Source organism: Curtobacterium sp. VKM Ac-2852, from assembly GCF_013205045.1.
Classification (GTDB): Bacteria; Actinomycetota; Actinomycetes; order Actinomycetales; family Microbacteriaceae; genus Curtobacterium; species Curtobacterium flaccumfaciens.
The window spans coordinates 152,302-172,471 of sequence record NZ_JABMLI010000004.1 but is presented as its reverse complement, the minus strand read 5'-3'; the positions used below and the strand labels follow the sequence as shown (position 1 = coordinate 172,471).

Below are 20,170 nucleotides of genomic sequence, written 5' to 3'. Positions count from 1 at the left end.
CGTGACGAACCCGGGCGACCCGCAGCAGCAGCGTGGGTACTACGGTGCGGGCTGGTCCCAGCCCGCACCGCCCGGCCCGGGTGCCCAGCAGCCCGGTGGCCCCGTGCCGCCGCAGCAGGGCGGTGTGCCGCAGTACGGGCGTCAGCCCGGTGCCGGTGCGCCGTACGCCCCGCCGAGGCCGCCCCGTGCCCCGGCAGACCCGCGTCGGGCCTTCGCGCCCGGGGCCTCGGTGACGAACACGGCCGGTGCGCTCATCGCCGTGGTGGCGCTGGTGCTCGTCGAGTTCGTGTCCGGGCTCTTCGGGCTGCTCGGCACCTCGCTCGTGGTCAGTCCGTTCCGGCACTACGGCGCCGGCACGAGCCTGCTCGGCAGCTTCACGACCGGGGTCTTCGTGGCGCCGTTCCCGTACTACGTCGGGGCTTTCCTGGCCCTGGCGTTCCTGACGCCGATCGACCGTCGCAGTCCGCTGCCGAGGCTCCTGCTCCGCGTGGTCCTCGCCGGCGCCGCTGGCACGGTGGCCCTGATGCTCGTCGGGGTCTTCACCGGGTCGCTCGGAGCGACCACCGCCGGCGCCTCCCAGCTCGTCATCGACGTGGTCACGCGGCCGCTGCAGAACGGTCTGCCGTTCACGGTGATGCTCCTGGCGACCGCCACGGCGGCCTGGCTCTGGCTCGGTCGACCGCGCCGCGGACGAGGCCCGTCGACGACCCCGGGCATGCCGGGCACGGTCCGACCCGCCGACGCGGTGCCGCCGTCGACGATCCCGCAGCAGCCCCAGCAGCAGCCCCCGGCGAACCCCTGGGGCGGTCCAGCGCCCCGCTGAGTCCGCCCGCGGCCCCTCGCACGTAGCGAGGCCCCCGCCGACCCGTGCGAGGTTCCGTACTCGGTGCGCCCGCCTCCGCGTCGCACGAGGTACGGAACCTCGCACCGTGCCCGCGGCCCTGCGAGCCGGCGACGCGCCGTGCGAGGTGCCGCGCGGGGCGGACCGGCACCGGGCCTCCCGGCTGCCCTGACGCGCTGTCAGAGGCCGCGCTTGTCCCGCTGCGCCACGCGCAGCCCACTGCGGATCAACCGCAGCACGAGCTCGCGACCGGTCACCGCCGAGGCGCCCGCGGCCACCAGTTCGTCGTACCGCGCGAGCGGGACGTCGTAGTGATCGTGGTCGAACGCACGGCGCGGCACACCGGCCCGCGCAGCGAACGCGTGGAGTTCCGCGTAGGATTCATCACTGACGAGGTGCGACCACAGTGTGTCGTGGGCGGGCCACGTCGGTGGGTCGATCAACACGGTCACCGTGCAATCGTACGGGTGTCGCCGTTTGACCGGACCCAGGGTGATCGAGTATTCTCGGTCCCTGGTGTCAGCGGGCCGTTCTGCCTGCGTCGCCGATCGGGCCCGGCCTACCGGGAGCCGCTCGTGCAGAAGTGGGCACCCGAGACTTCCCTCAAGCAGAGTTACGTAAGGATTTCCACGTGGTTTACGCAGTAGTGCGCGCCGGCGGCCGTCAGGAGAAGGTCGAGGTCGGCACCATCCTGACCATCGACCGTGCCAAGGCGGACGACAAGGGCAACATCGACCTCGCCCCCGTGCTCCTCGTGGACGGTGACAAGATCACGTCGGCGGCTTCCGAGCTCGCGAACGTGACCGTCACCGCCGAGGTGCTCGACGACCTCCGTGGTCCCAAGGTCATCATCCAGAAGTTCAAGAACAAGACCGGGTACAAGAAGCGCCAGGGTTTCCGCGCTGAGCTGACCCGCGTCAAGATCACCAAGATCGCGTAAGGGAGTCAACTCATGGCACACAAGAAGGGTGCGAGTTCCACTCGCAACGGTCGTGACTCGAACGCACAGCGCCTCGGCGTGAAGCGCTTCGGTGGCGAGGTCGTCAACGCCGGCGAGATCATCGTCCGCCAGCGCGGGACCCACTTCCACCCGGGCGCCAACGTCGGCCGCGGTGGCGACGACACGCTGTTCGCCCTCTCGTCCGGTTCGGTCGAGTTCGGCACCAAGGGTGGCCGCAAGGTCATCAACATCGTCAACGCGTAGTCGTTCGAACGACTGCAGCTGGAGGGGCGGGCCGAGTGCCCGCCCCTCCTTCGCTTTTCCCGCCGACGATCCCGTCGGCACAACGAAACACCAGGAGTGGACCCATGGCGACCTTCGTCGACCGCGTGACCCTGCACCTCAGCGCGGGGCACGGCGGCAACGGCTGCGTGTCGGTCCGCCGTGAGAAGTTCAAGCCCCTCGCCGGGCCCGACGGCGGCAACGGCGGTGACGGCGGCGACATCGTGCTCGTCGCAGACCCGCAGGTGACGACGCTGCTCGGCTACCACCGTTCCCCGCACCGCTCGTCGAAGAACGGGCAGCCCGGCATGGGCGACCACCGCAGCGGTGTCAGCGGCGAGGTCCTCGAACTCCCGATGCCCGTCGGCACCGTGGTGTACGACGAGTCCGGCGAGGTCATCGCCGACCTCACCGAGCCCGGCATGCGCGTCGTCGTGGCCCCCGGTGGACAGGGCGGCCTCGGCAACGCGGCGCTCTCCACCACGAAGCGCAAGGCCCCCGGCTTTGCGCTCCTCGGCACCGAGGGCTGGGCGGGGGACATCAGCCTCGAGCTGAAGACCATCGCCGACGTCGCCCTCGTCGGGTTCCCGAGCGCCGGAAAGTCCTCGCTCATCGCCGCCGTCTCCGCCGCCAAGCCGAAGATCGCGGACTACCCGTTCACGACCCTCACCCCGAACCTCGGTGTCGTCGAGTCCGGTGACACCCGGTTCACCGTCGCCGACGTCCCCGGCCTGATCGAGGGCGCGTCCGAGGGCAAGGGCCTGGGCCTCGAGTTCCTGCGCCACGTCGAGCGGTGCGAGGCGCTCCTCCACGTCATCGACTGCGCCACGCTCGACCCGGGCCGCGACCCGATCAGCGACCTCGACGTCATCCTCGGTGAGCTCGAGCGCTACCCGGTCCCCGAGGGCCAGGTGCCGCTGCTCGAGCGCCCGCAGCTCATCGCCCTGAACAAGATCGACGTACCCGAGGCGCAGGAACTCGCCGAGTTCGTCACCGCCGAGCTCGAGGGCCGCGGCTACCGCGTCTTCCCGATCTCCACGGCGTCCCGCAAGGGGCTCCGTGAGCTGACCTTCGCCCTGGCCGACATCGTCGAGCAGGCCCGCGCCGCCCGTGCGGCCGAGCCCGTGCCGGAGCGCATCGTGCTCCGCCCCCGCTCGGTCAACGAGAAGCCGTTCACCGTGCGCGCCGAGGGCGGCGAGGAACACCGCTTCTACCGCGTCCGCGGCGCCAAGCCGGAGCGCTGGGTGCAGCAGACCGACTTCACCAACGAAGAGGCGATCGGCTACCTGGCCGACCGGCTCGCGAAGCTCGGCGTCGAGGACGGCCTGTTCAAGGCCGGAGCCGTCGCCGGCTCGACCGTCGTCATCGGTGGCGACGGCGGCATGGTGTTCGACTGGGAGCCCACGCTCACGTCGACCGCGGAGCTCATCACGAGCGCCCGTGGCACCGACGCCCGCATCGGTGCGACCTCGCGTCCGACCCGCAACGAGCGGCGCGAGGAGTACTTCGAGCGGATGGACGCCAAGGCGGCCGCCCGTGCCGAGCTCGAGCAGGAGCGCGTCTCCGGGCTCTGGGTGAACGACGACGTGGTGACCAGCGACCAGCTCGGCACCAGCGAGCAGGTCGAGACCAGCGACCAGAAGGACTGACCGCGGCATGACCGACTCGACCGCCCGCACCGACCTCGGACCCGTCACCCGGCGCGAGGACATCCCGCGTGCGCGGCGGATCGTGGTCAAGGTCGGCTCGTCCTCGGTCAGCGGTGACGCCGCCGGCCAGATCGGCCCCCTGGTGGACGCCCTGGCCGCCGCCTACGGACGGGGAACCGAGGTCGTGCTCGTGTCGTCCGGTGCGATCGCGACCGGGTTCCCGTTCCTCGGACTCGAGGGCCGACCGGACGACCTCGCCACCCAGCAGGCTGCGGCCGCCACCGGGCAGAACGTCCTGATGTTCCGGTACCAGAAGGAACTCGATCGGCACGGCGTCGTCGCGGCGCAGATCCTGCTCACCGCCGGTGACCTGCAGAACCCCACACACCGGGTGAACGCCCAGCGCGCCATCGACCGCTTGCTCGCCCTGCGCGTGCTCCCGATCGTGAACGAGAACGACACCGTCGCCACGCACGAGATCCGCTTCGGCGACAACGACCGGCTCGCGGCCCTGGTGGCCCGGCTGCTCGGGGCCGACGCCCTCGTGCTGCTCTCCGACGTCGAGGCGCTCTACACGGCACCCCCGGAGCAGCCCGGCGCGACCCGCATCGACGAGGTGCCGTTCGGCGACGAGCTGGCCGGGGTCACCTTCGGCTCGATCGGCACCGCCGGCGTCGGCACCGGGGGAGCGGGGACCAAGGTCGCCGCCGCACGGCTCGCGGCCGAGGCGGGCACCGCGGTGCTCGTGACCGACACGGCGCTGGTCGACCGTGCGTTGGCGGGCGAACACCTCGGCACCTGGTTCCACGCCGCGCCGCGTCCCTGAGGCGGGTTGCGCCCGGAGCGGTCACCACTCACCGCCGGCCCGGTGCCGACTGGTCAGGGACCGTCGGCGCGGGCGTCGCGGAGCGACGGTTTGCGACCGCTCGCGTGGTGCGGGACGACGTGTCGTGACCGACCGACGGGGTGGACGCGACCGCCTGGAGGCCCGGTGTGGGTCCCCGGGACCGGTGGTGGGCCTCCAGGCGGTCACGACTCCCCGTCGGGGCGCGGTCGTGTGGTCGGGAACCGTCGGTGCGGGCGTCGCGGAGCGACGGCCTGCGACCGCTCGCGTGGTGCGGGACGACGTGTCGTGACCGACCGACGGGGTGGACGCGACTGCCTGGAGGCCCGGTGCGGGTCCCGAGGATCGGTGGCGGGCCTCCAGGCGGTCACGACTCCCCGTCGGGACGCGGTCGTGTGGTCGGGAACCGTCGGCGCGGGCGTCGCGGAGCGACGATCTGCGACCGCTCGGCGGTCCTGGTACGACGTGTCCTGACCCGTCAGCAGGGTCTGTGGGCGCGTCCGTCACACGGGCTCGCCGCGGACCTACAATCGATCCATGTCGTCGATCGCGCCCGCCCCGACCCTGACCGACAAGCTCGTGGCCGCTCGGGCCGCCTCGTCGGCGCTCGCGACCGCGACGACCGCCGTCAAGGACGCGGCCCTCGGCGCGATCGCCGCGGCGGTGCGTGCCGCGACCGACGAGATCGTCGCTGCGAACCACGACGACCTCGTCGCCGGCGAGGACGGCGGACTCTCGTCCGGGCTGCTCGACCGGCTGCGACTCGACCCGGTCCGGATCGAGGCCCTCGCCGCCGCGGTCGAGCACGTCGTCGGGCTGACCGACCCCGTGGGGGAGCACGTGCGCGGGTCGAAGCTGCCGAACGGACTCCAGCTCACCCAGGTGCGCGTGCCGTTCGGTGTCGTCGGGGCCATCTACGAGGCACGCCCGAACGTCACCGTCGACATCGCCTCGCTCGCGCTCAAGTCGGGCAACGCCGTCGTGCTCCGTGGCGGATCGGCGGCCCAGCACACGAACGCCGTGCTCGTCGCCCGGATCCAGGACGCGGTCGAGTCGGTCGGGCTGCCCCGCGACCTGGTGCAGACCATCGACGAGTTCGGCCGCGCCGGTGCCACCGAGCTCATGCGCGCACGTGGCCTGGTCGACGTGCTGATCCCGCGGGGGAGCGCCGCACTCATCCAGGCCGTCGTCACCGAGTCGCAGGTGCCCGTCATCGAGACCGGTGCGGGCGTCGTGCACGTGTTCCTCGACGCCTCCGCGCCGGAGCAGCGTGCGGTCGACATCGTCCTGAACAGCAAGGTGCAGCGGCCGAGCGTGTGCAACGCCCTCGAGACCCTCCTGGTGCACGAGGCCGCCGCCGAACGACTCCTGCCGGTGCTGGCCGACCGGTTGCGGGCGTCCGGTGTGACGCTGCGCGGCGACGACGCCACGCGGGCGATCGTGCCCGGGGTGCTCCGTGCCACCGACGACGACTGGGCGACCGAGTCGATGGCCCTCGACCTGTCGATCCGCGTCGTGCCCGACGTCGACGCGGCGATGGCGCACATCGCACGGTGGTCGACGCACCACACGGAGTCGATCGTCACGAACGACGTCGACACCGCCGAACGGTTCCTGGCGACCGTCGACTCGGCGGTCGTGATGGTGAACGCGTCGACCCGGTTCACCGACGGCGGCGAGTTCGGTTTCGGGGCCGAGGTCGGCATCTCGACGCAGAAGCTGCACGCGCGCGGTCCGATGGGCCTGCCGGAGCTGACGAGCACGAAGTGGATCGTGCGCGGCTCCGGGCAGATCCGCGGCTAGACTGAACGGCGTCTTTCCCCGACCGAACGGAGCACGAACGATGACCCTCCTCGCAGAAGCTGCTGAGCACGCCTCCGGGGCGCCCGCGTTCGTGTTCCCCATGGTCGGCGCCCTCTTCTTCATCTTCCTCGGCTTCGTGACCTGGAGCTTCCGCGACGTGGCCTACCGCCACTCCCAGAAGTTCGAGGCCACCCGCCACCACGAGACGGGTGTCGACGAGTTCGGCCACACCAAGATCTGACCGACCACTCGATGCTCGAGACCACCGGACGGCCACGCATCGGCGTGATGGGTGGCACGTTCGACCCCATCCACCACGGGCACCTGGTCGCGGCGTCCGAGGTGGCGCGGGCCTTCGACCTCGACGAGGTCGTCTTCGTCCCCACCGGACAGCCCTACATGAAGTCCGACGTCACCGACGCCGAGCACCGGTACCTGATGACCGTGATCGCCACCGCGTCGAACCCGATGTTCACCGTCAGCCGCGTGGACATCGACCGCCCGGGGCCGACGTACACCGTCGACACCCTGCGGGATCTGCACGAACAGCGACCGGATGCCCAGCTCGTCTTCATCTCGGGCGCAGACGCCGTTCAGCAGATCGTCGACTGGAAAGACCATGATGGTCTCTGGGACCTCGCGCACTTCGTGGCCGTGACGCGTCCGGGACACGCCTTGAGCCTCACCGGATTGCCCGAGCGGGACGTAAGCTTGCTCGAAGTCCCTGCACTGGCCATATCCTCGACGGATTGCCGTGACCGGGTTCGACGGGGGTTCCCCGTCTGGTACTTGGTTCCCGACGGTGTCGTCCAGTACATCTCCAAGCACCATCTGTATCGGAGCGTTGCATGAGTTCGTCCGACGCGCAGCCGCCCCTGTCGCGGCGCCAGGCGCGCGAGCGGGAGCGTGCCGCCGCGGCCGGTTCGCAGCCCGCGACGCCGCCCCCGACCGTCGCCGCACCCGCCGCCGAGACCCCCGAGTCCCGCCGTCCCGGGTCGCACGTCGCCCCGGCCCCCGGTGGCCCCGCCCAGTCGTCCGCGCCGGCGTCGGCGCAGACCGCTCCGGCGTCTGCCCCGTCCGTCCCGGCGTCGGCGCCCGCGGCCGGTGTGCCGCCGTTCCCGCCTGCTTCCGCGACCGAGATCGTCCCCGGCAGCGGTGGGCTCACCCGTCGGCAGATCCGGCAGCTCCGCGCCGCCGAGCGCCAGACGGTGCAGCCGGTCCCGCTGCAGGACCCCACGCCCCAGTCGTCCGACCGCACCGTCGAGGACGTCCTCGGGTCGGTGGACACGATCGACCCCACCGCCGGGCCGCAGAGTGCTCCGGACGCCGAGGCCACGCACGACGAGCAGCCCGCTGCCTCGACGGTCCTCGACCAGGCCGCGGTCGCCCAGGCCACCGAGGCCGACGGTTCCCCGGACGCGCTCGAGCCCCTCGACGAAGCCGCCGCGCACGCCGAGGAGCCCCGCCGCCACCGGTCGACGTGGTCGCCGCCCGCCGACGTCACCGATTCCGACACGCCGGCGACCGACGTCCCCGAGTCGGATGCGCCGGTGAACGACGCCCCTGCGGACGAGACGACCGACGTCGCCCCGGCGGACGAGCCGTCCGAGGAGGCACCCGCTCCCGCTGCCGGGTCGCAGCCCGCCGTCGCGCCGGTGCCGATCCCGACGAACACCGCCGCAGCGACCCCCGCGGTGTTCCCGCTCTCGCTCGACGCCGAGGACGACGACACCAACGAGGTGCCGCTGCCCGAGCCCGCCACCGAAGCTCCGAAGGTCCCCGCCGCGTTCCAGCGTCCGACCGAGCCGAAGCCGGTCACCACCGCCTTCGCGCCGCCCGCCGGCCACTGGTCCCAGCAGGCGCACGACTCGAACGACTCCGAGGTGCACGACGCCGAGACCGGCACCCGTCGCGTCGCGGTGACGAACACGAACGCGATCATCCTGCCGAACTCGGCCCTGGCCGACCCCACCGGCGCCCTGAACGCGACGGGCGAGGTGATCCTGACGGGGTCGATCGACCTGCCGGCATCGCTGTCGTCGACGGGGTCGCACCGGCCGATCGACGGCGCCGAGGTCGACCGCCTGCTCGAGCAGCAGGACGAGCAGCCCGACACCGACGCCAGCCCGGTCCGGGCCAGCCGCGCGGTGTCCAGCCACACCTCGACCCGCCAGGTCGTGCTCGCCGCCGCCAAGCCGAAGGAGTCGCGCACGCCGCTGATCCTCGGTGTCACGGTCGGCGCGGTCGGACTGGCTGCGGCCGGTGTCATCATCACCGCACTGCTCACCACCCACGCGTTCGGCGGCTGACCGCTGCCGTCCCCGACGTCCGTTCTCCACCACCCCGCCGACCCTGGCCTGGCCGCTGTCGGCGGGGTGGCTTATGATCGTGACCCATCAAGCGAACCGGCTGTCCGTCGGTTCGACGACCGGAAGGAATCCGTGACCGCCTCCACTCGCGCACTGGAACTCGTGCAGGCCGCAGCACTCGCGGCCGACGCCAAGCAGGCCGAGGACCTCGTCGCTCTCGACGTGACCGGGCCGTTGCAGCTCACGGACGTGTTCCTGCTCGCAACCGGTCGGAACGAGCGCAACGTGCAGTCCATCGCCGATGCCGTCGAAGAACGCCTCCTCGAGCTCGGTGCCAAGACGCTCCGCCGCGAAGGCCGTACCGAGGGCCGCTGGGTCCTCATCGACTTCGGCGAGATCATCGTGCACGTCTTCCACGACGAAGACCGCCAGTACTACTCGCTCGAGCGTCTCTGGGCCGACTGCCCGACGATCCCGCTCGAGCTCCCGGTGGACCACACCGCCTGATCTGCGACGCGCCCGGGTGACGGCTTCGATTTCGTCGCCCGGCGTTCGCATGGTGTACGCTTCTATGGTGCCTCCGGGGAACCGGTTGGTACGAAAGCAACACGATCTGGGTCTGTGGCGCAGCTGGTAGCGCACCTGCATGGCATGCAGGGGGTCAGGGGTTCGAGTCCCCTCAGATCCACCCTCAACCCCGCCGTTCCTCGGAACGGCGGGGTTTTTCGTGCGCCCGTCAGGCCTCGGCGGCCCGATACGCTGAGCGCATGAGCAACGACGCGCCGCTGTCCGGGTCCCCGCTGACGATCGCCTCCGCCGGGTACACGGCCGACATCGCCACCGTCGGAGCGACACTGCGGACCCTGCGGCACGAGGGCCGAGACCTGGTCGTCCCGTTCGACGCCGACGAGGTCCGCCCGGTCTTCCGCGGTGCCGTCCTGGCCCCGTGGCCGAACCGGATCGTCGACGGCGAGTACTCCTTCGGCGGCGTCGACCACGAGCTCGCCCTCACCGAGCCCGCACGGCACCACGCCCTGCACGGACTCGTCGCGTGGACGGACTTCCGCGTGCAGGAGCAGGCGGACGACCGCGTGGTGCTCGCCACGACCGTGCAGGCGCAGCAGGGCTACCCGTACCGCGTCGAGGTCACCGTGGAGTACCGGCTCGACGCCGAGGGGCTGCACACCACGATCACCGGGACGAACACCGGCGCCGAGGACGCGCCGTGGGGGACCGGCCCGCACCCCTACCTCGTCGCGGGTGCCGGCACCGTCGACGACTGGACCCTGACGCTCCCCGCCGCCCAGGTGCTCGAGGTGACGCCGGACCGGCTCGTCCCGACCGACCTGGTCCCCGTGCACGACGAGTTCGACCTGCGCACGCCCACGCTGATCGGCGACCGGTTCATCGACCACGCCTTCACCGGCTTCGACCGCGACGCCGCCGGCATCGCCACCATCGCGGTCACGGCGGCGGACGGTCACGGGGTCCGTGCGACCTTCGGGCCGGAGTGCGGCTGGGCCCAGGTGCACACCGCCGACCACGTGGTCCCCGAGTACCACCGCGCAGGTCTCGCCGTCGAGCCGATGACGTGCGCCCCGGACGCCTTCAACGACGGCGAGGACCGCGGCCTCGTGGTGCTCGCGCCCGGTGCCTCGCACGCCGCCGCATGGACGATCGCCGCGATCTGAGCACCCCCGACCCCGGCGTCCGCGTCGAGGTCCGCCGACTCGACCCGGTCCCCGACCTCGCGGCCCTGGCGACGCAGGTCGCCGGGGACCTGGTGTGGCTCGACTCCGGCCTGCCCGACGGTGCTCCCGCCACGGCTCGACCCCGGGCGCGGTGGTCCGTGCTGGCGTGGACGGACGGGCCGTTCGCCGCCCGGTTCCGGCACCAGGACCGTCGTGCGCACCTGAGCGTCACCGCGCCCGCCCAGGAGTGGTTCGGGCCCGCCCGATCCGAGGAGCGTCCGGCCTTCGCGGTGCTGGCGGACCTGCTCCGATGCACGCCCCGCCTGCCCGAGCCGGTCGTCGGGTGCGGGTTCGCGCTGGGCTGGGTCGGGTTCCTCGGCTACGAGCTCGGCCGCGAGTCCGGCGGCCCCGACCGCACCGCCGACGGGCACGCCGACGCCGACCTGCGGTTCGTCGACCGAGCCGTCGTCGTCGACCACACCGGTGGCGCCTGGGCGCTCGCGCTCGTCGCCGACGCGGAACCGGCGGCCAGCGCGCGGAACCGCTCGTGGCTCGAGGAGGTGCCCGCCCCCGCGACGTCGGTCGGCGTCGTGGACGCGGCCACGGGCCTCCCGGCCGGGGTGTCCACGGCGACCGGACGCGTGACGCGTGCCGCCTACGAGCGGGCGGTCGACGTGTGCCGCGCGGAGATCCGCGAGGGGAACGCGTTCCAGGTCTGCCTCACCACCGCCTTCGCGGTCGGTCAGGAGGCCCGTGGCGGCCCCGGTACGGACCCGCACCTGGGCGAGTACCTGCGGATGCGGGCGTCCGACCCCGTCCCGTTCGGTGCGTTCCTGCGGCTCGGCCCGCTGCGCGTGGCGAGCCGGTCACCGGAGCGGTTCCTGCGGATCGACGCGGCCGGAGCGGTGCTCGCGGAGCCGATCAAGGGCACGCGGCGGCGGCTCGCCGACGCGGTGGCGGACGCGGCCGTGCGGGACGACCTGGCGGCGAGCCCGAAGGACCGCGCCGAGAACGTGATGATCGTCGACCTGCTGCGGAACGACCTGCTGCGGACCGCGGTGCCGGGGTCGGTGCACGTCGAGCGACTGTGCGCCGTCGAGACGTACGCCAGCGTGCACCAGCTGGTCTCGACGATCGGGGCGGTGCTGCCGCCGGGGACGTCGCGGGCCGACGTGGTGCACGCGGCGTTCCCGCCGGGGTCGATGACCGGGGCGCCGAAGAGCAGTGCCACGGCGATCGCGGACCGGCTCGAGGGGGCGCCGCGCGGGGTGTACTCGGGCGCGATCGGGTACTTCTCGGCGAGCGGGGCGGCCGACCTGTCGGTGGCGATCCGTAGCCTCGTGACCGTGCTCGACGAGTCGGGTGCAGTGCGTTCCCGGACCCTCGGAGCCGGGGGAGCGGTGACCTGGTCGTCGGTGCCCGCGGACGAGGCGGACGAGGTCGAGACCAAGACACGGTCGGTGCTCGGCGGAGTCGGGTCGGTCGCCAGCTGGTGAGCTGACGCCCTGATCCGAACACGTGTTCGATAAGGACTGTCCACGGATGTCGGACGCGATTGACATCATCGAACACATGTTCGAATATGAGGGCATGCAGACGGCGGCGGCACTCCGGTCGCCCACCCCGGACCGGGGCGGGCGGAGCGGTGCTGCACGCGGCGGCAGCGGTGCGGGCGGTGGCGGTGCGCGCCGTGGGCCGGACCACCTGAGCGATGCCCGGGCTGCGCTCGACCGCATCACCTCCCTGCGGTCCCGGGTGGCCGACATGGAGTCCACGCGGGTCGACACCGCCGGGCTCCCCACGGCCCCGGCGCTCGAACCCCTGCTGCCCGGCGGCGCGATCCGGGTCGGTGGCACCTACGCCGTCCCCGAGTCGGTGCTGCTCGCGATCACGATGCTGCAGGCGGCCTCGGCTGCCGGGGCGTGGTGTGCGGTCGTCGGGGTGCCGTCCTTCGGGATCGAAGCCGCCGCCGCCGCGGGGATCGACCTCGAACGGCTCGTGCTCGTCCCCGATCCCGGTGACCAGTGGCTCGCCGTGACGGCGGCGATGGCCGACGTCGCCCAGATCGTCCTCACCCGACCGCTCGGCCGGGTCGTGCCGGGCGACGTGGCACGGCTGTCGGCTCGGCTGCGACAGCGCGGTGGCGCACTCGTCGCGCTCGGCTCCTGGCCCGGGGCGGACGTCACGCTGCGGGTCACGTCCTCGACGTGGAGCGGCATCGGTCAGGGCCACGGCCACCTGACGGAGCGCCGGGCCACCGTGACCGCGACCGGGCGTGCCGGCGCGGTGCGTCCGGCGACCGCCGAGCTGCTCCTGCCCGCGGCCGACGGTGCGGTCCGGGCCGCCACACCGGTGCCGACGGTGGGCTCCGGGGACACCCGCGTGCTGCGGCCCGTGGCGGTGGCGTCGTGATCGCCTCCGGGCGCGTCCGGACCGACGCGATCACGCGTGGGGCGGCACTGCCCGAACCACCCCCGACCCGGACGATCGTGCTCTGGTGCCCGGACTGGCCGGTCATCGCGGCGGCTCGGGCCGGTGGCACCCCGCCGGAGCAGCCCCTCGCCCTGACCGCCAAGGGGCTCGTGTTCGCGAGCTCCGCGTCTGCGCGTGAGCAGGGTGTCGTGCGGGGGCTCCGCGTGCGTGAGGCCCAGGCACGGTGCCCCGAGCTCCTCGTGCAGCCCTACGACGACGCCCTCGACCACCGCGCCTTCGAGCCCGTCATCCGTGCGGTCGAGGCGGCGGTCCCCGGGGTCGAGGTGCTGCGGCCGGGCACCCTCGCGCTCCGCGCCCGCGGCCCGGCCCGGTACTACGGCGGTGAGCGCGCGGCGGCGGCGACCCTTGCCGGCATCGCGGCCGACCACGGCGCCCCCGCGGTGCGGGCCGGGGTGGCCGACACCCCGTTCGCGGCGGACCAGGCCGCCCGGGCCCGTCCGGTGCGTCCCGGTGAACGGGTGCGGCTCGTGCCCGTCGGGGGATCGGCGGACTTCCTCGCGCACCTGCCGCTCGGTGTGCTCGGCGACCCCGACCTCACGACGGTGCTCGACCGGCTCGGCATCACCACGCTCGGCGACTTCGCGGCACTCGGCGACGAACAGGTGCGGGACCGCTTCGGCGTGGCCGGGGCGTTCCTGCACCGGTTGGCCGGGGGCCGCGACCCCCGCGAGATCGCGGCGCGGGAGATCCCGCCGGAACTCCGGGTCGAGGCGTCGTTCGAACCCCCGCTGGACCGTGCCGACCAGATCGCGTTCGCGTTCCGGCGTTCCGCCGACGACTTCGCCGACCGACTCCGGGCCGCGGGACTCGTGGCGACGACCATCCGTGTGGGGATCGTCGACGAGCGCGACATCCTGCTCGAACGGACCTGGGCGCACCCGCGCTGGTTCGACGCTGCCGACGTGGTCGACCGGGTGCGGTGGCAGCTCGCCGGCGGGGTGGACCCCAGCGGGCTCGAGGCGCCGGTCACCTCGGTCGTGCTCGAGCCGGTCGCCGTCGACGACATGGCGAACCACGAGCGCGGGCTGTGGGGCTCCGGCCCGGACGAGCGCGTGCACCACGGCCTCGCCCGGATCCAGGGCATGGTCGGCCACGACGGTGTGGTGAGCCCGCGCATCGGTGGAGGCCGCACCCTGTCCGAGCGCGTGGTGCTCGTGCCGTGGGGCGACGCGCCCGCCGGCGGTGAGCGAGCCCTGGCGACCGTGCGCGACCGTCCATGGCCCGGCAAGCTGCCCGGCCCGCCCCCTGCCACCGTGCTCGAGCGCCCCCGACCGGTCGACGTCGTCGCCGTCGGTGGTGCGAGCGTCGACGTCGACGAGCGTGGCGTGCTGTCCGGCGCACCCGAACGGTTCCGTGCCGAGGGCGACCGGGGCGGCGGCTTCTCGGCCGTGACGGCCTGGGCGGGTCCGTGGCCGCTCGTCGTCCGGTGGTGGGAGTCCGGCGGCCGACGCCTGCACCGGCTGCAGCTCGTCGACGCCGAGGGGCGTGCCTGGTACCTGGTGCTGGCGGACCACCGCTGGTGGGCCGAGGCGATCGCGACGTGACCCCGACCACCACCACCACCGACAGGAGCGTGACCTGATGGGCTACAGCAACCCACCCATCCCGTGGTCGCAGTTCGAGCGCGCGCTGTCCGACAAGCGGAGCCCGGGCACGGCGCACGACGGCGACGGCGGCGATAGCCCCGCGTGGTCGCGGAAGCGCGAGCCGTACGTCCCGTCACCGCTCGACACCGACGGCGGGCCCGTGGTGCCGTACGCCGAACTGCACGCGCACTCGGCCTTCAGCTTCCTCGACGGCGCCAGCCAGCCCGAGCACCTGTTCGAAGAAGCTGCTCGGCTCCGACTGCACGCCCTCGCGCTCACCGACCACGACGGCTTCTACGGGGCCGCCCGGATGGCCGAGGTCGCCGAGTCGTACCCGCAGGTCGGCACCGTGTTCGGCACCGAGCTGTCCCTGGGGCTGACCGAACCGCAGAACGGTGTGCCCGACCCCGAGGGCTCGCACCTGCTCCTGCTCGCCGACGGCCAGGACGGCTACCACCGGCTCGCCGGCGCGGTGACGAGCGCACACCTGGCAGCCGGGTCCGAGAAGGGCAGCCCGCAGTACGACCTCGACGACCTCGCCGCGCGGGCGGACGGGCACTGGCGGGTCCTCACCGGGTGCCGGAAGGGCTCCGTGCGGCAGGCCCTCGAGCAGGGTGGCGAGTCCGCCGCAGAGACCGCGCTCCGGGTGCTGCTCGACCGGTTCGGCAGTCGCAACGTCGTCGTGGAGCTGCTCGACCACGGCGACCCGCTCGACAGCGCCCGCAACGACGCCCTGGCCGCCCTCGCCGCGAAGCACGCGCTGCCCCTGGTCGCCACCGGCAACGTGCACTACGCCACTCCCGAACGGTTCCCGGTGGCGACCGCGCTCGCGGCGGTGCGTGCCCGCCGCAGCCTCGACGAGATCGACGGCTGGCTGCCGGCCGCCGACACCGCCCACCTGCGCTCCGGCGCCGAGATGGCCAGACGGTTCGGGCGCTACCCCGGTGCGATCGAGCGGACCGTGGAACTCGCCGACGAGCTCGGGTTCCGGCTGAAGACCGTGCAGCCCGGGTTGCCCGACCTCGACGTCCCGGACGGACACACTGCGATGTCGTGGCTCCGCGAGCTCACGTGGACGGGGGCCCGGCGGTTCTACCCCGGCAGCGCCGACGGCGTCGACCCCCGCAAGCGGGAGCGCATCGAGCGTGAGCTGTCCGTGATCGAGGAGAAGAACTTCCCGGGGTACTTCCTGATCGTGCGCGACATGGTGCAGTACGCCCGCGGTCGGGGCATCCTCTGCCAGGGGCGTGGGTCGGCGGCGAACTCGGCGGTCTGCTACCTGCTCGAGATCACCGCGGTGGACTCGATCCGGTACGGGTTGCCGTTCGAGCGGTTCCTGTCGGCGATGCGCGACGAGGAACCCGACATCGACGTCGACTTCGACTCGGACCGCCGCGAAGAGGTGATCCAGTACGTGTACGCCAAGTACGGCCGGCACAACGCCGCCCAGGTCGCGAACGTCATCACCTACCGGCCCAAGGGTGCGGTGCGTGACATGGCGAAGGCGCTCGGCCACAGCCCCGGGCAGCAGGACGCCTGGTCGAAGCAGGTCGAGCGGTGGGGTTCGGTGACCGAGAGCCAGGACCACGACATCCCGCCGGCGGTCGTCGGGCTCGCGAGCGACGTCCTCGGGTTCCCGCGGCACCTCGGCATCCACTCCGGCGGCATGGTGCTGACCGACCGCCCGGTGGGCGAGGTCGTGCCGATCGAGCACGCCCGGATGGACGGCCGCACCGTGCTGCAGTGGGACAAGGACGACTGCGCCTACATGGGGCTCGTGAAGTTCGACATGCTCGGGCTCGGCATGCTCGCGGCCTTGCAGTACTCGTTCGACCTGGCGGCAGAGCACTGCGGGGAGCGCTGGGAGATGCACTCCATCCCGAAGGAAGAACAGGGGGTCTACGACCAGCTGTGCCGCGCGGACACGATCGGGGTGTTCCAGGTGGAGTCCCGCGCGCAGATGGGCACCCTGCCCCGACTGCTCCCGCGGCGGTTCTACGACCTGGTGATCGAGGTCGCACTCGTCCGACCCGGGCCGATCCAGGGCGGCGCGGTGCACCCCTACATCCGCCGGCGCACGGGCGAGGAACCGATCACGTACATGCACCCGGCGCTCGAACCCGTGCTCGAACGCACCCTCGGGGTCCCGCTGTTCCAGGAGCAGCTCATGCAGATGGCGATCGCGGTCGGCAACTGCTCCGGTGACGACGCCGACCTGCTGCGACGGGCGATGGGGTCGAAGCGCGGGCACGAGAAGATCGACCGGCTGCGCGACAAGCTCTACACGGGGATGGCGGACAACGGCATCCACGGTGCGGACGCCGACGCCATCTACGCGAAGATCCAGGCCTTCGCGAACTTCGGCTTCGCGGAGAGCCACTCGATCAGCTTCGCCCTCATCGTCTACGCGAGCGCGTGGATGCGACTGCACTACCCGGGGGCGTTCCTGGCGGCCCTGCTCCGGGCGCAGCCGATGGGGTTCTACTCACCGCAGACCCTGGTCGCCGACGCCCGACGGCACGGCGTCCGAGTGCTGCGACCGGACATCCTGCGGTCCGGGGTCGACGCCACGCTCGAACCGCTGCCGGACGGGGAAGCCCCTGCCGGTGACGACGCGTGCCTGGCCACCGAGCAGCCCCCGGTGCTGCCCTTCGACAAGGCACTCCCCGACGACACCGCGAGCCACCGACGCGACGGTGCCTTCGCCGTGCGGCTCGGGCTCGCCGAGGTCGCGTCGCTCAGCCGGAAGAGCGCCGAGAAGATCGTCGCGGAGCGGGACGCGAACGGCCCATTCCGCGACATGTCGGACCTGGCCCGACGGGTCGGGCTCACCACGCCGCAGCTCGAGGCACTCGCCGCTGCCGACGCCTTCGCCCCCTTCGACATCGACCGCCGCGGTGCGATGTGGTCGGCTGCCCAGGCGGCCGCCGAGCGCCCGGACCAGTTGCCGGACACGCAGGTGTTCGTGCAGCCGCCGCTGTTCGGGCAGATGACGAGCGGGGACGTGCTCATCGCCGACATGTGGTCGACGGGCATGACGACCGACGACCACCCCGTCCGGCACGTGCGCAACCGCCTCGCCGCCCGCCGTGTGCTCAGCGTGCAGGACACCGCGACCGCCGAGACCGGACGACGGGTCGAGGTCGGCGGGATCGTGACGCACCGGCAGCGTCCGGCGACGGCCTCCGGCATCACCTTCCTGAACGTCGAGGACGAGACCGGGCTGGTCAACGTCATCTGCAGTGTCGGGGTCTGGGGGCGCTTCCGCCGGGTGGCGCGGGAGTCCCCGGCGGTGATCGTCCGGGGCATCCTCGAGCGCTCACCCGACGGGGTCGTCAACCTGGTGGCGGACCGCATCGAGCACCTGTCGCTGTCCGTCCGCACTCGCTCGCGGGACTTCCAGTGAGCGGTCGTGCTCAGCGCACCTCGGGCAGGCGGATCGTGACCTCGAGTCCACCGGCGGGCACGTTGCGGAGCGACGCCGTGCCTCCCGCCCGTTCCGCCACCGCACGCACGATCGCGAGTCCCAGCCCGGAGCCGCCGGGCAGAGCGCCGACCCCGGTCGACGGGTCCGGGTTCGGGCGGGACGTCCGGGCCTCGTCCGGACGCGTGAAACGGTCGAACGCCACGGGGATGAAAGACTCGGGTACGCCGGGGCCGTCGTCGGTGATCTGCAGGACGCCTTCGCCGCCGGTGCTCCGCCAGGACACGAAGATGCCGCCGCCACGGGGGAGTGCGGCCACGGCGTTGCCCGCGATGTTCGTGACGAGCTGCGCCATCCCGCCGGTGTCGATCCGGTACCGCGGTTCGACGGTGCCGCCGCCGATGCCCGGGCCGGAACCGCCGACGGCGACGGGCGGCTCGAGGTCGAAGTCGACGGTGACGTCCTTCGCCGAGGCGATGAGCCGGACACGGTCGACCGCGGCCATCACCTCGTCGCCGAGGTCCGACCACGCGGTCTCGGGTCGCCGGTCGCCGTCCTGTTCACGCCGCTCGGACTCCTCGATCCGCGACAGCGCGAGCAGGTCGTTCGCCAGCCGCGACAACCGCGCGACGCTGTGCTTGGCGCGTTCGATGTGGGCGGCGAGGGCGGCAGCGTCGTTCCCGTCGAGCGAGGCGAGGTCGAGCTGGGTCGTCAGGATCGCCAGAGGTGTCCGGAGCTCGTGGCTGGCGTCCGACACCATCTGGCGTTCGCGCTCGGTCGCCTGCCGGGTCCGGGCGAGGAAGGCGTTGAGCGTGGTCGCCAGGGACGCCAGCTCGTCCTGTGCGGGGCCCACCGGCAGTTCGGCACGCTCCGGGGCGACGGAGAGCCGTTCGGCTTCGCGGCGCATCCGGTTCACCGGCCTCAGTGCGGTGGTCGCGAGCACCCAGGACGCCACGCCGAAGGCGAGCAGGATCGCCAGGCCGGTCAACGACAGGGTCGTCGTGAGGTCGTCGACGACGATGGCCTCGGCCTGCGAGTTGCGGGCGGCCACGACCGTCCAGCGGCCGGCCTCGTTGACGGGGTGCACCACCACGACGCGGTACTCCGAGCCGGAGACGGTGATGATCGAGGTACCGGCAGGGGTGGACCGCAGACTGCCGAGCGCCTGCTCGACACGGTCGGGCATCGTCGACAGCACGATCTCGCCGGACGGGGACACGACGGCGACGAGCTGCGCGTTGCCCGGCGGCGACAGGTCGGGGTCGCTGTCGACCTCGAGCGTGGCGACGTAGGGGTCGGCGTCGGCGTCGAGCAGCGTGCGCGTCGCACTCGCGACGACGCTCACCACCTGGAACCGCATCACGAGGACGAGCAGCAGGATGACGATCGCGGCGATCGCCGTCGAGCCGATCGTGATCCGGGCACGCAGGGACAGCAGACGCAGCGGCCGGATCGGACCGCCGCGTCGGCGGTCCGATCGTGGGGCGTCGTCGGCCCCGTTCACGCCCCGAGCAGATCCAGGCGGTACCCGCGACCGCGGACCGTGGCGATGGCGACGGTGGCCTCGTGCGCTGTGAGCTTCTTGCGGAGGTACGAGATGTACTGCTCGACCACGTTCGGGTCGACGTGCTGCGAACCGTCCCAGACCTCTTCGAGGATCTTCGGGCGGTCGACGACACTGCCGGCGGAGCGGGCGAGCAGTCGGAGCAGGGCGAACTCGGTGGGGCTCACGGCGACGCGCTGCCCCTTGATCGAGATGCGGCGCGCCTCGGAGTCGATCGACACGTCCCCGACCTCGATCGTGCGGGGAGCCCCGGCGGACTCGCGACGGCCGAGCGCACGCAGCCGGGCGGTGAGCTCGGCGAAGGCGAAGGGCTTGGTGAGGTAGTCGTCCGCGCCGGCGTCGAGCCCGAACACACGATCGTCGACGGCGTCGCGCGCGGTCACGAGCAGGATCCGCACGGGGTCCTCGCGCTCACGGATCCGCCGCGCGAGCTCGAAGCCGGACATGCCGGGCATCATCACGTCCACGACCGCCAGGTCGAACGCCTGCTCGCCGAGGGCGATGAGCGCCTCGACACCGTTCTCGACGGCCGTGACCCGGTACCCCTCGGCCGCGAGTCCGCGTTCCATCAGGGCACGCATCTCGTCGTCGTCCTCGACCACCAACAGCCGCATAGTGGACCTCCTCGGACCCATCGTGGCATCGAACCGGCGCGGAGGGCCGTTCTCCGGGTCCGACTCGCTGAATCTCGTCACAGGACAGAGCAGAACGGTCTGTCCCACGTTCTAGGGACGTGAGCGCCGC

The 20,170-nt window shown here is 72.7% G+C and carries 18 protein-coding genes and 1 tRNA gene; 16 read left to right on the top strand and 3 right to left on the bottom strand.

The window, feature by feature from the left end; translation table 11 throughout:
- The first annotated feature begins 1 nt into the window (after nt 1).
- A complete protein-coding gene (locus HQQ79_RS15865) occupies nt 2-823 on the top strand; it encodes a hypothetical protein (RefSeq protein WP_173035572.1) in 822 nt (273 codons plus the stop codon).
- Nucleotides 824-1,020: 197 nt separating this feature from the next.
- Here HQQ79_RS15865 and HQQ79_RS15860 read toward each other — a convergent pair whose 3' ends face one another.
- Nucleotides 1,021-1,293, bottom strand: coding sequence for a DUF4031 domain-containing protein (locus HQQ79_RS15860; protein WP_110859229.1), 273 nt, complete (start codon nt 1,291-1,293; stop codon nt 1,021-1,023).
- A 179-nt stretch (nt 1,294-1,472) separates the two neighbouring features.
- Between HQQ79_RS15860 and rplU the strand changes: the two genes are divergently transcribed.
- The 15 genes from rplU to HQQ79_RS15785 all read left to right on the top strand — a co-directional run bounded on the left by rplU (nt 1,473) and on the right by HQQ79_RS15785 (nt 17,844).
- Nucleotides 1,473-1,781, top strand: coding sequence for a 50S ribosomal protein L21 (gene rplU, locus HQQ79_RS15855; RefSeq protein WP_027464715.1), 309 nt, complete (start codon nt 1,473-1,475; stop codon nt 1,779-1,781).
- 12 nt (nt 1,782-1,793) lie between these two features.
- Entirely contained in the window at nt 1,794-2,045 is a 252-nt protein-coding gene (gene rpmA / locus HQQ79_RS15850; RefSeq protein ID WP_017885976.1) for a 50S ribosomal protein L27, read from the top strand.
- A 104-nt stretch (nt 2,046-2,149) separates the two neighbouring features.
- Nucleotides 2,150-3,712: a GTPase ObgE gene (obgE, locus tag HQQ79_RS15845; protein ID WP_173035570.1), complete on the top strand. Its 1,563-nt coding sequence runs from the start codon at nt 2,150-2,152 to the stop codon at nt 3,710-3,712.
- 7 nt (nt 3,713-3,719) lie between these two features.
- Nucleotides 3,720-4,538 (top strand): glutamate 5-kinase, encoded by an 819-nt coding sequence (proB, locus tag HQQ79_RS15840; RefSeq protein ID WP_216852636.1) that lies wholly within the window; start codon nt 3,720-3,722, stop codon nt 4,536-4,538.
- 555 nt (nt 4,539-5,093) lie between these two features.
- Entirely contained in the window at nt 5,094-6,359 is a 1,266-nt protein-coding gene (locus tag HQQ79_RS15835) for a glutamate-5-semialdehyde dehydrogenase (protein ID WP_173035567.1), read from the top strand.
- Between the two features lie 40 nt (nt 6,360-6,399).
- Nucleotides 6,400-6,600: a hypothetical protein gene (locus HQQ79_RS15830; protein WP_035807661.1), complete on the top strand. Its 201-nt coding sequence runs from the start codon at nt 6,400-6,402 to the stop codon at nt 6,598-6,600.
- An 11-nt stretch (nt 6,601-6,611) separates the two neighbouring features.
- The gene (gene nadD / locus HQQ79_RS15825) at nt 6,612-7,211 is read left to right on the top strand and encodes a nicotinate-nucleotide adenylyltransferase (protein ID WP_027464719.1); all 600 of its coding nucleotides are present in this window, start codon (nt 6,612-6,614) and stop codon (nt 7,209-7,211) included.
- Complete coding sequence (locus tag HQQ79_RS15820; RefSeq protein ID WP_173035565.1) at nt 7,208-8,668, top strand: hypothetical protein; 1,461 nt, start codon at nt 7,208-7,210, stop codon at nt 8,666-8,668. Before nadD ends, HQQ79_RS15820 begins: the two co-directional genes overlap by 4 nt.
- A gap of 132 nt (nt 8,669-8,800) precedes the next feature.
- Nucleotides 8,801-9,175 (top strand): ribosome silencing factor, encoded by a 375-nt coding sequence (rsfS, locus tag HQQ79_RS15815; RefSeq protein WP_027464721.1) that lies wholly within the window; start codon nt 8,801-8,803, stop codon nt 9,173-9,175.
- A 108-nt stretch (nt 9,176-9,283) separates the two neighbouring features.
- Nucleotides 9,284-9,356 (top strand) — tRNA-Ala (locus HQQ79_RS15810).
- Nucleotides 9,357-9,435: 79 nt separating this feature from the next.
- A complete protein-coding gene (locus tag HQQ79_RS15805) occupies nt 9,436-10,359 on the top strand; it encodes an aldose 1-epimerase family protein (RefSeq protein WP_173035563.1) in 924 nt (307 codons plus the stop codon).
- Entirely contained in the window at nt 10,338-11,855 is a 1,518-nt protein-coding gene (locus HQQ79_RS15800; RefSeq protein WP_173035561.1) for an anthranilate synthase component I family protein, read from the top strand. Before HQQ79_RS15805 ends, HQQ79_RS15800 begins: the two co-directional genes overlap by 22 nt.
- A gap of 46 nt (nt 11,856-11,901) precedes the next feature.
- Nucleotides 11,902-12,771, top strand: a complete 870-nt coding sequence (locus HQQ79_RS15795; protein WP_051596529.1) for a hypothetical protein — start codon at nt 11,902-11,904, stop codon at nt 12,769-12,771.
- Complete coding sequence (locus HQQ79_RS15790; protein ID WP_173035559.1) at nt 12,768-14,396, top strand: DNA polymerase Y family protein; 1,629 nt, start codon at nt 12,768-12,770, stop codon at nt 14,394-14,396. Before HQQ79_RS15795 ends, HQQ79_RS15790 begins: the two co-directional genes overlap by 4 nt.
- A 37-nt stretch (nt 14,397-14,433) precedes the next feature.
- Nucleotides 14,434-17,844 (top strand): error-prone DNA polymerase, encoded by a 3,411-nt coding sequence (locus HQQ79_RS15785; RefSeq protein ID WP_173035557.1) that lies wholly within the window; start codon nt 14,434-14,436, stop codon nt 17,842-17,844.
- A gap of 10 nt (nt 17,845-17,854) precedes the next feature.
- Here HQQ79_RS15785 and HQQ79_RS15780 read toward each other — a convergent pair whose 3' ends face one another.
- Entirely contained in the window at nt 17,855-19,366 is a 1,512-nt protein-coding gene (locus HQQ79_RS15780; protein WP_173035555.1) for a HAMP domain-containing sensor histidine kinase, read from the bottom strand.
- Nucleotides 19,363-20,040 (bottom strand): response regulator transcription factor, encoded by a 678-nt coding sequence (locus HQQ79_RS15775; protein WP_017885962.1) that lies wholly within the window; start codon nt 20,038-20,040, stop codon nt 19,363-19,365. The genes HQQ79_RS15780 and HQQ79_RS15775 overlap by 4 nt, the downstream gene beginning before the upstream one ends.
- Nucleotides 20,041-20,170 lie beyond the last annotated feature (130 nt).

What these genes read in the sequence shown, in the direction of transcription:
- HQQ79_RS15820 (WP_173035565.1), top strand. Translation starts at nt 7,208, where the DNA reads ATGAGTTCGTCCGACGCGCAGCCGCCCCTGTCGCGGCGCCAGGCGCGC.
- HQQ79_RS15775 (WP_017885962.1), bottom strand. Translation starts at nt 20,040, where the DNA reads ATGCGGCTGTTGGTGGTCGAGGACGACGACGAGATGCGTGCCCTGATG.
- HQQ79_RS15795 (WP_051596529.1), top strand. Translation starts at nt 11,902, where the DNA reads ATGTCGGACGCGATTGACATCATCGAACACATGTTCGAATATGAGGGC.
- rpmA (WP_017885976.1), top strand. Translation starts at nt 1,794, where the DNA reads ATGGCACACAAGAAGGGTGCGAGTTCCACTCGCAACGGTCGTGACTCG.
- HQQ79_RS15835 (WP_173035567.1), top strand. Translation starts at nt 5,094, where the DNA reads ATGTCGTCGATCGCGCCCGCCCCGACCCTGACCGACAAGCTCGTGGCC.
- HQQ79_RS15830 (WP_035807661.1), top strand. Translation starts at nt 6,400, where the DNA reads ATGACCCTCCTCGCAGAAGCTGCTGAGCACGCCTCCGGGGCGCCCGCG.
- HQQ79_RS15800 (WP_173035561.1), top strand. Translation starts at nt 10,338, where the DNA reads ATGGACGATCGCCGCGATCTGAGCACCCCCGACCCCGGCGTCCGCGTC.
- HQQ79_RS15805 (WP_173035563.1), top strand. Translation starts at nt 9,436, where the DNA reads ATGAGCAACGACGCGCCGCTGTCCGGGTCCCCGCTGACGATCGCCTCC.
- HQQ79_RS15785 (WP_173035557.1), top strand. Translation starts at nt 14,434, where the DNA reads ATGGGCTACAGCAACCCACCCATCCCGTGGTCGCAGTTCGAGCGCGCG.
- nadD (WP_027464719.1), top strand. Translation starts at nt 6,612, where the DNA reads ATGCTCGAGACCACCGGACGGCCACGCATCGGCGTGATGGGTGGCACG.
- proB (WP_216852636.1), top strand. Translation starts at nt 3,720, where the DNA reads ATGACCGACTCGACCGCCCGCACCGACCTCGGACCCGTCACCCGGCGC.
- obgE (WP_173035570.1), top strand. Translation starts at nt 2,150, where the DNA reads ATGGCGACCTTCGTCGACCGCGTGACCCTGCACCTCAGCGCGGGGCAC.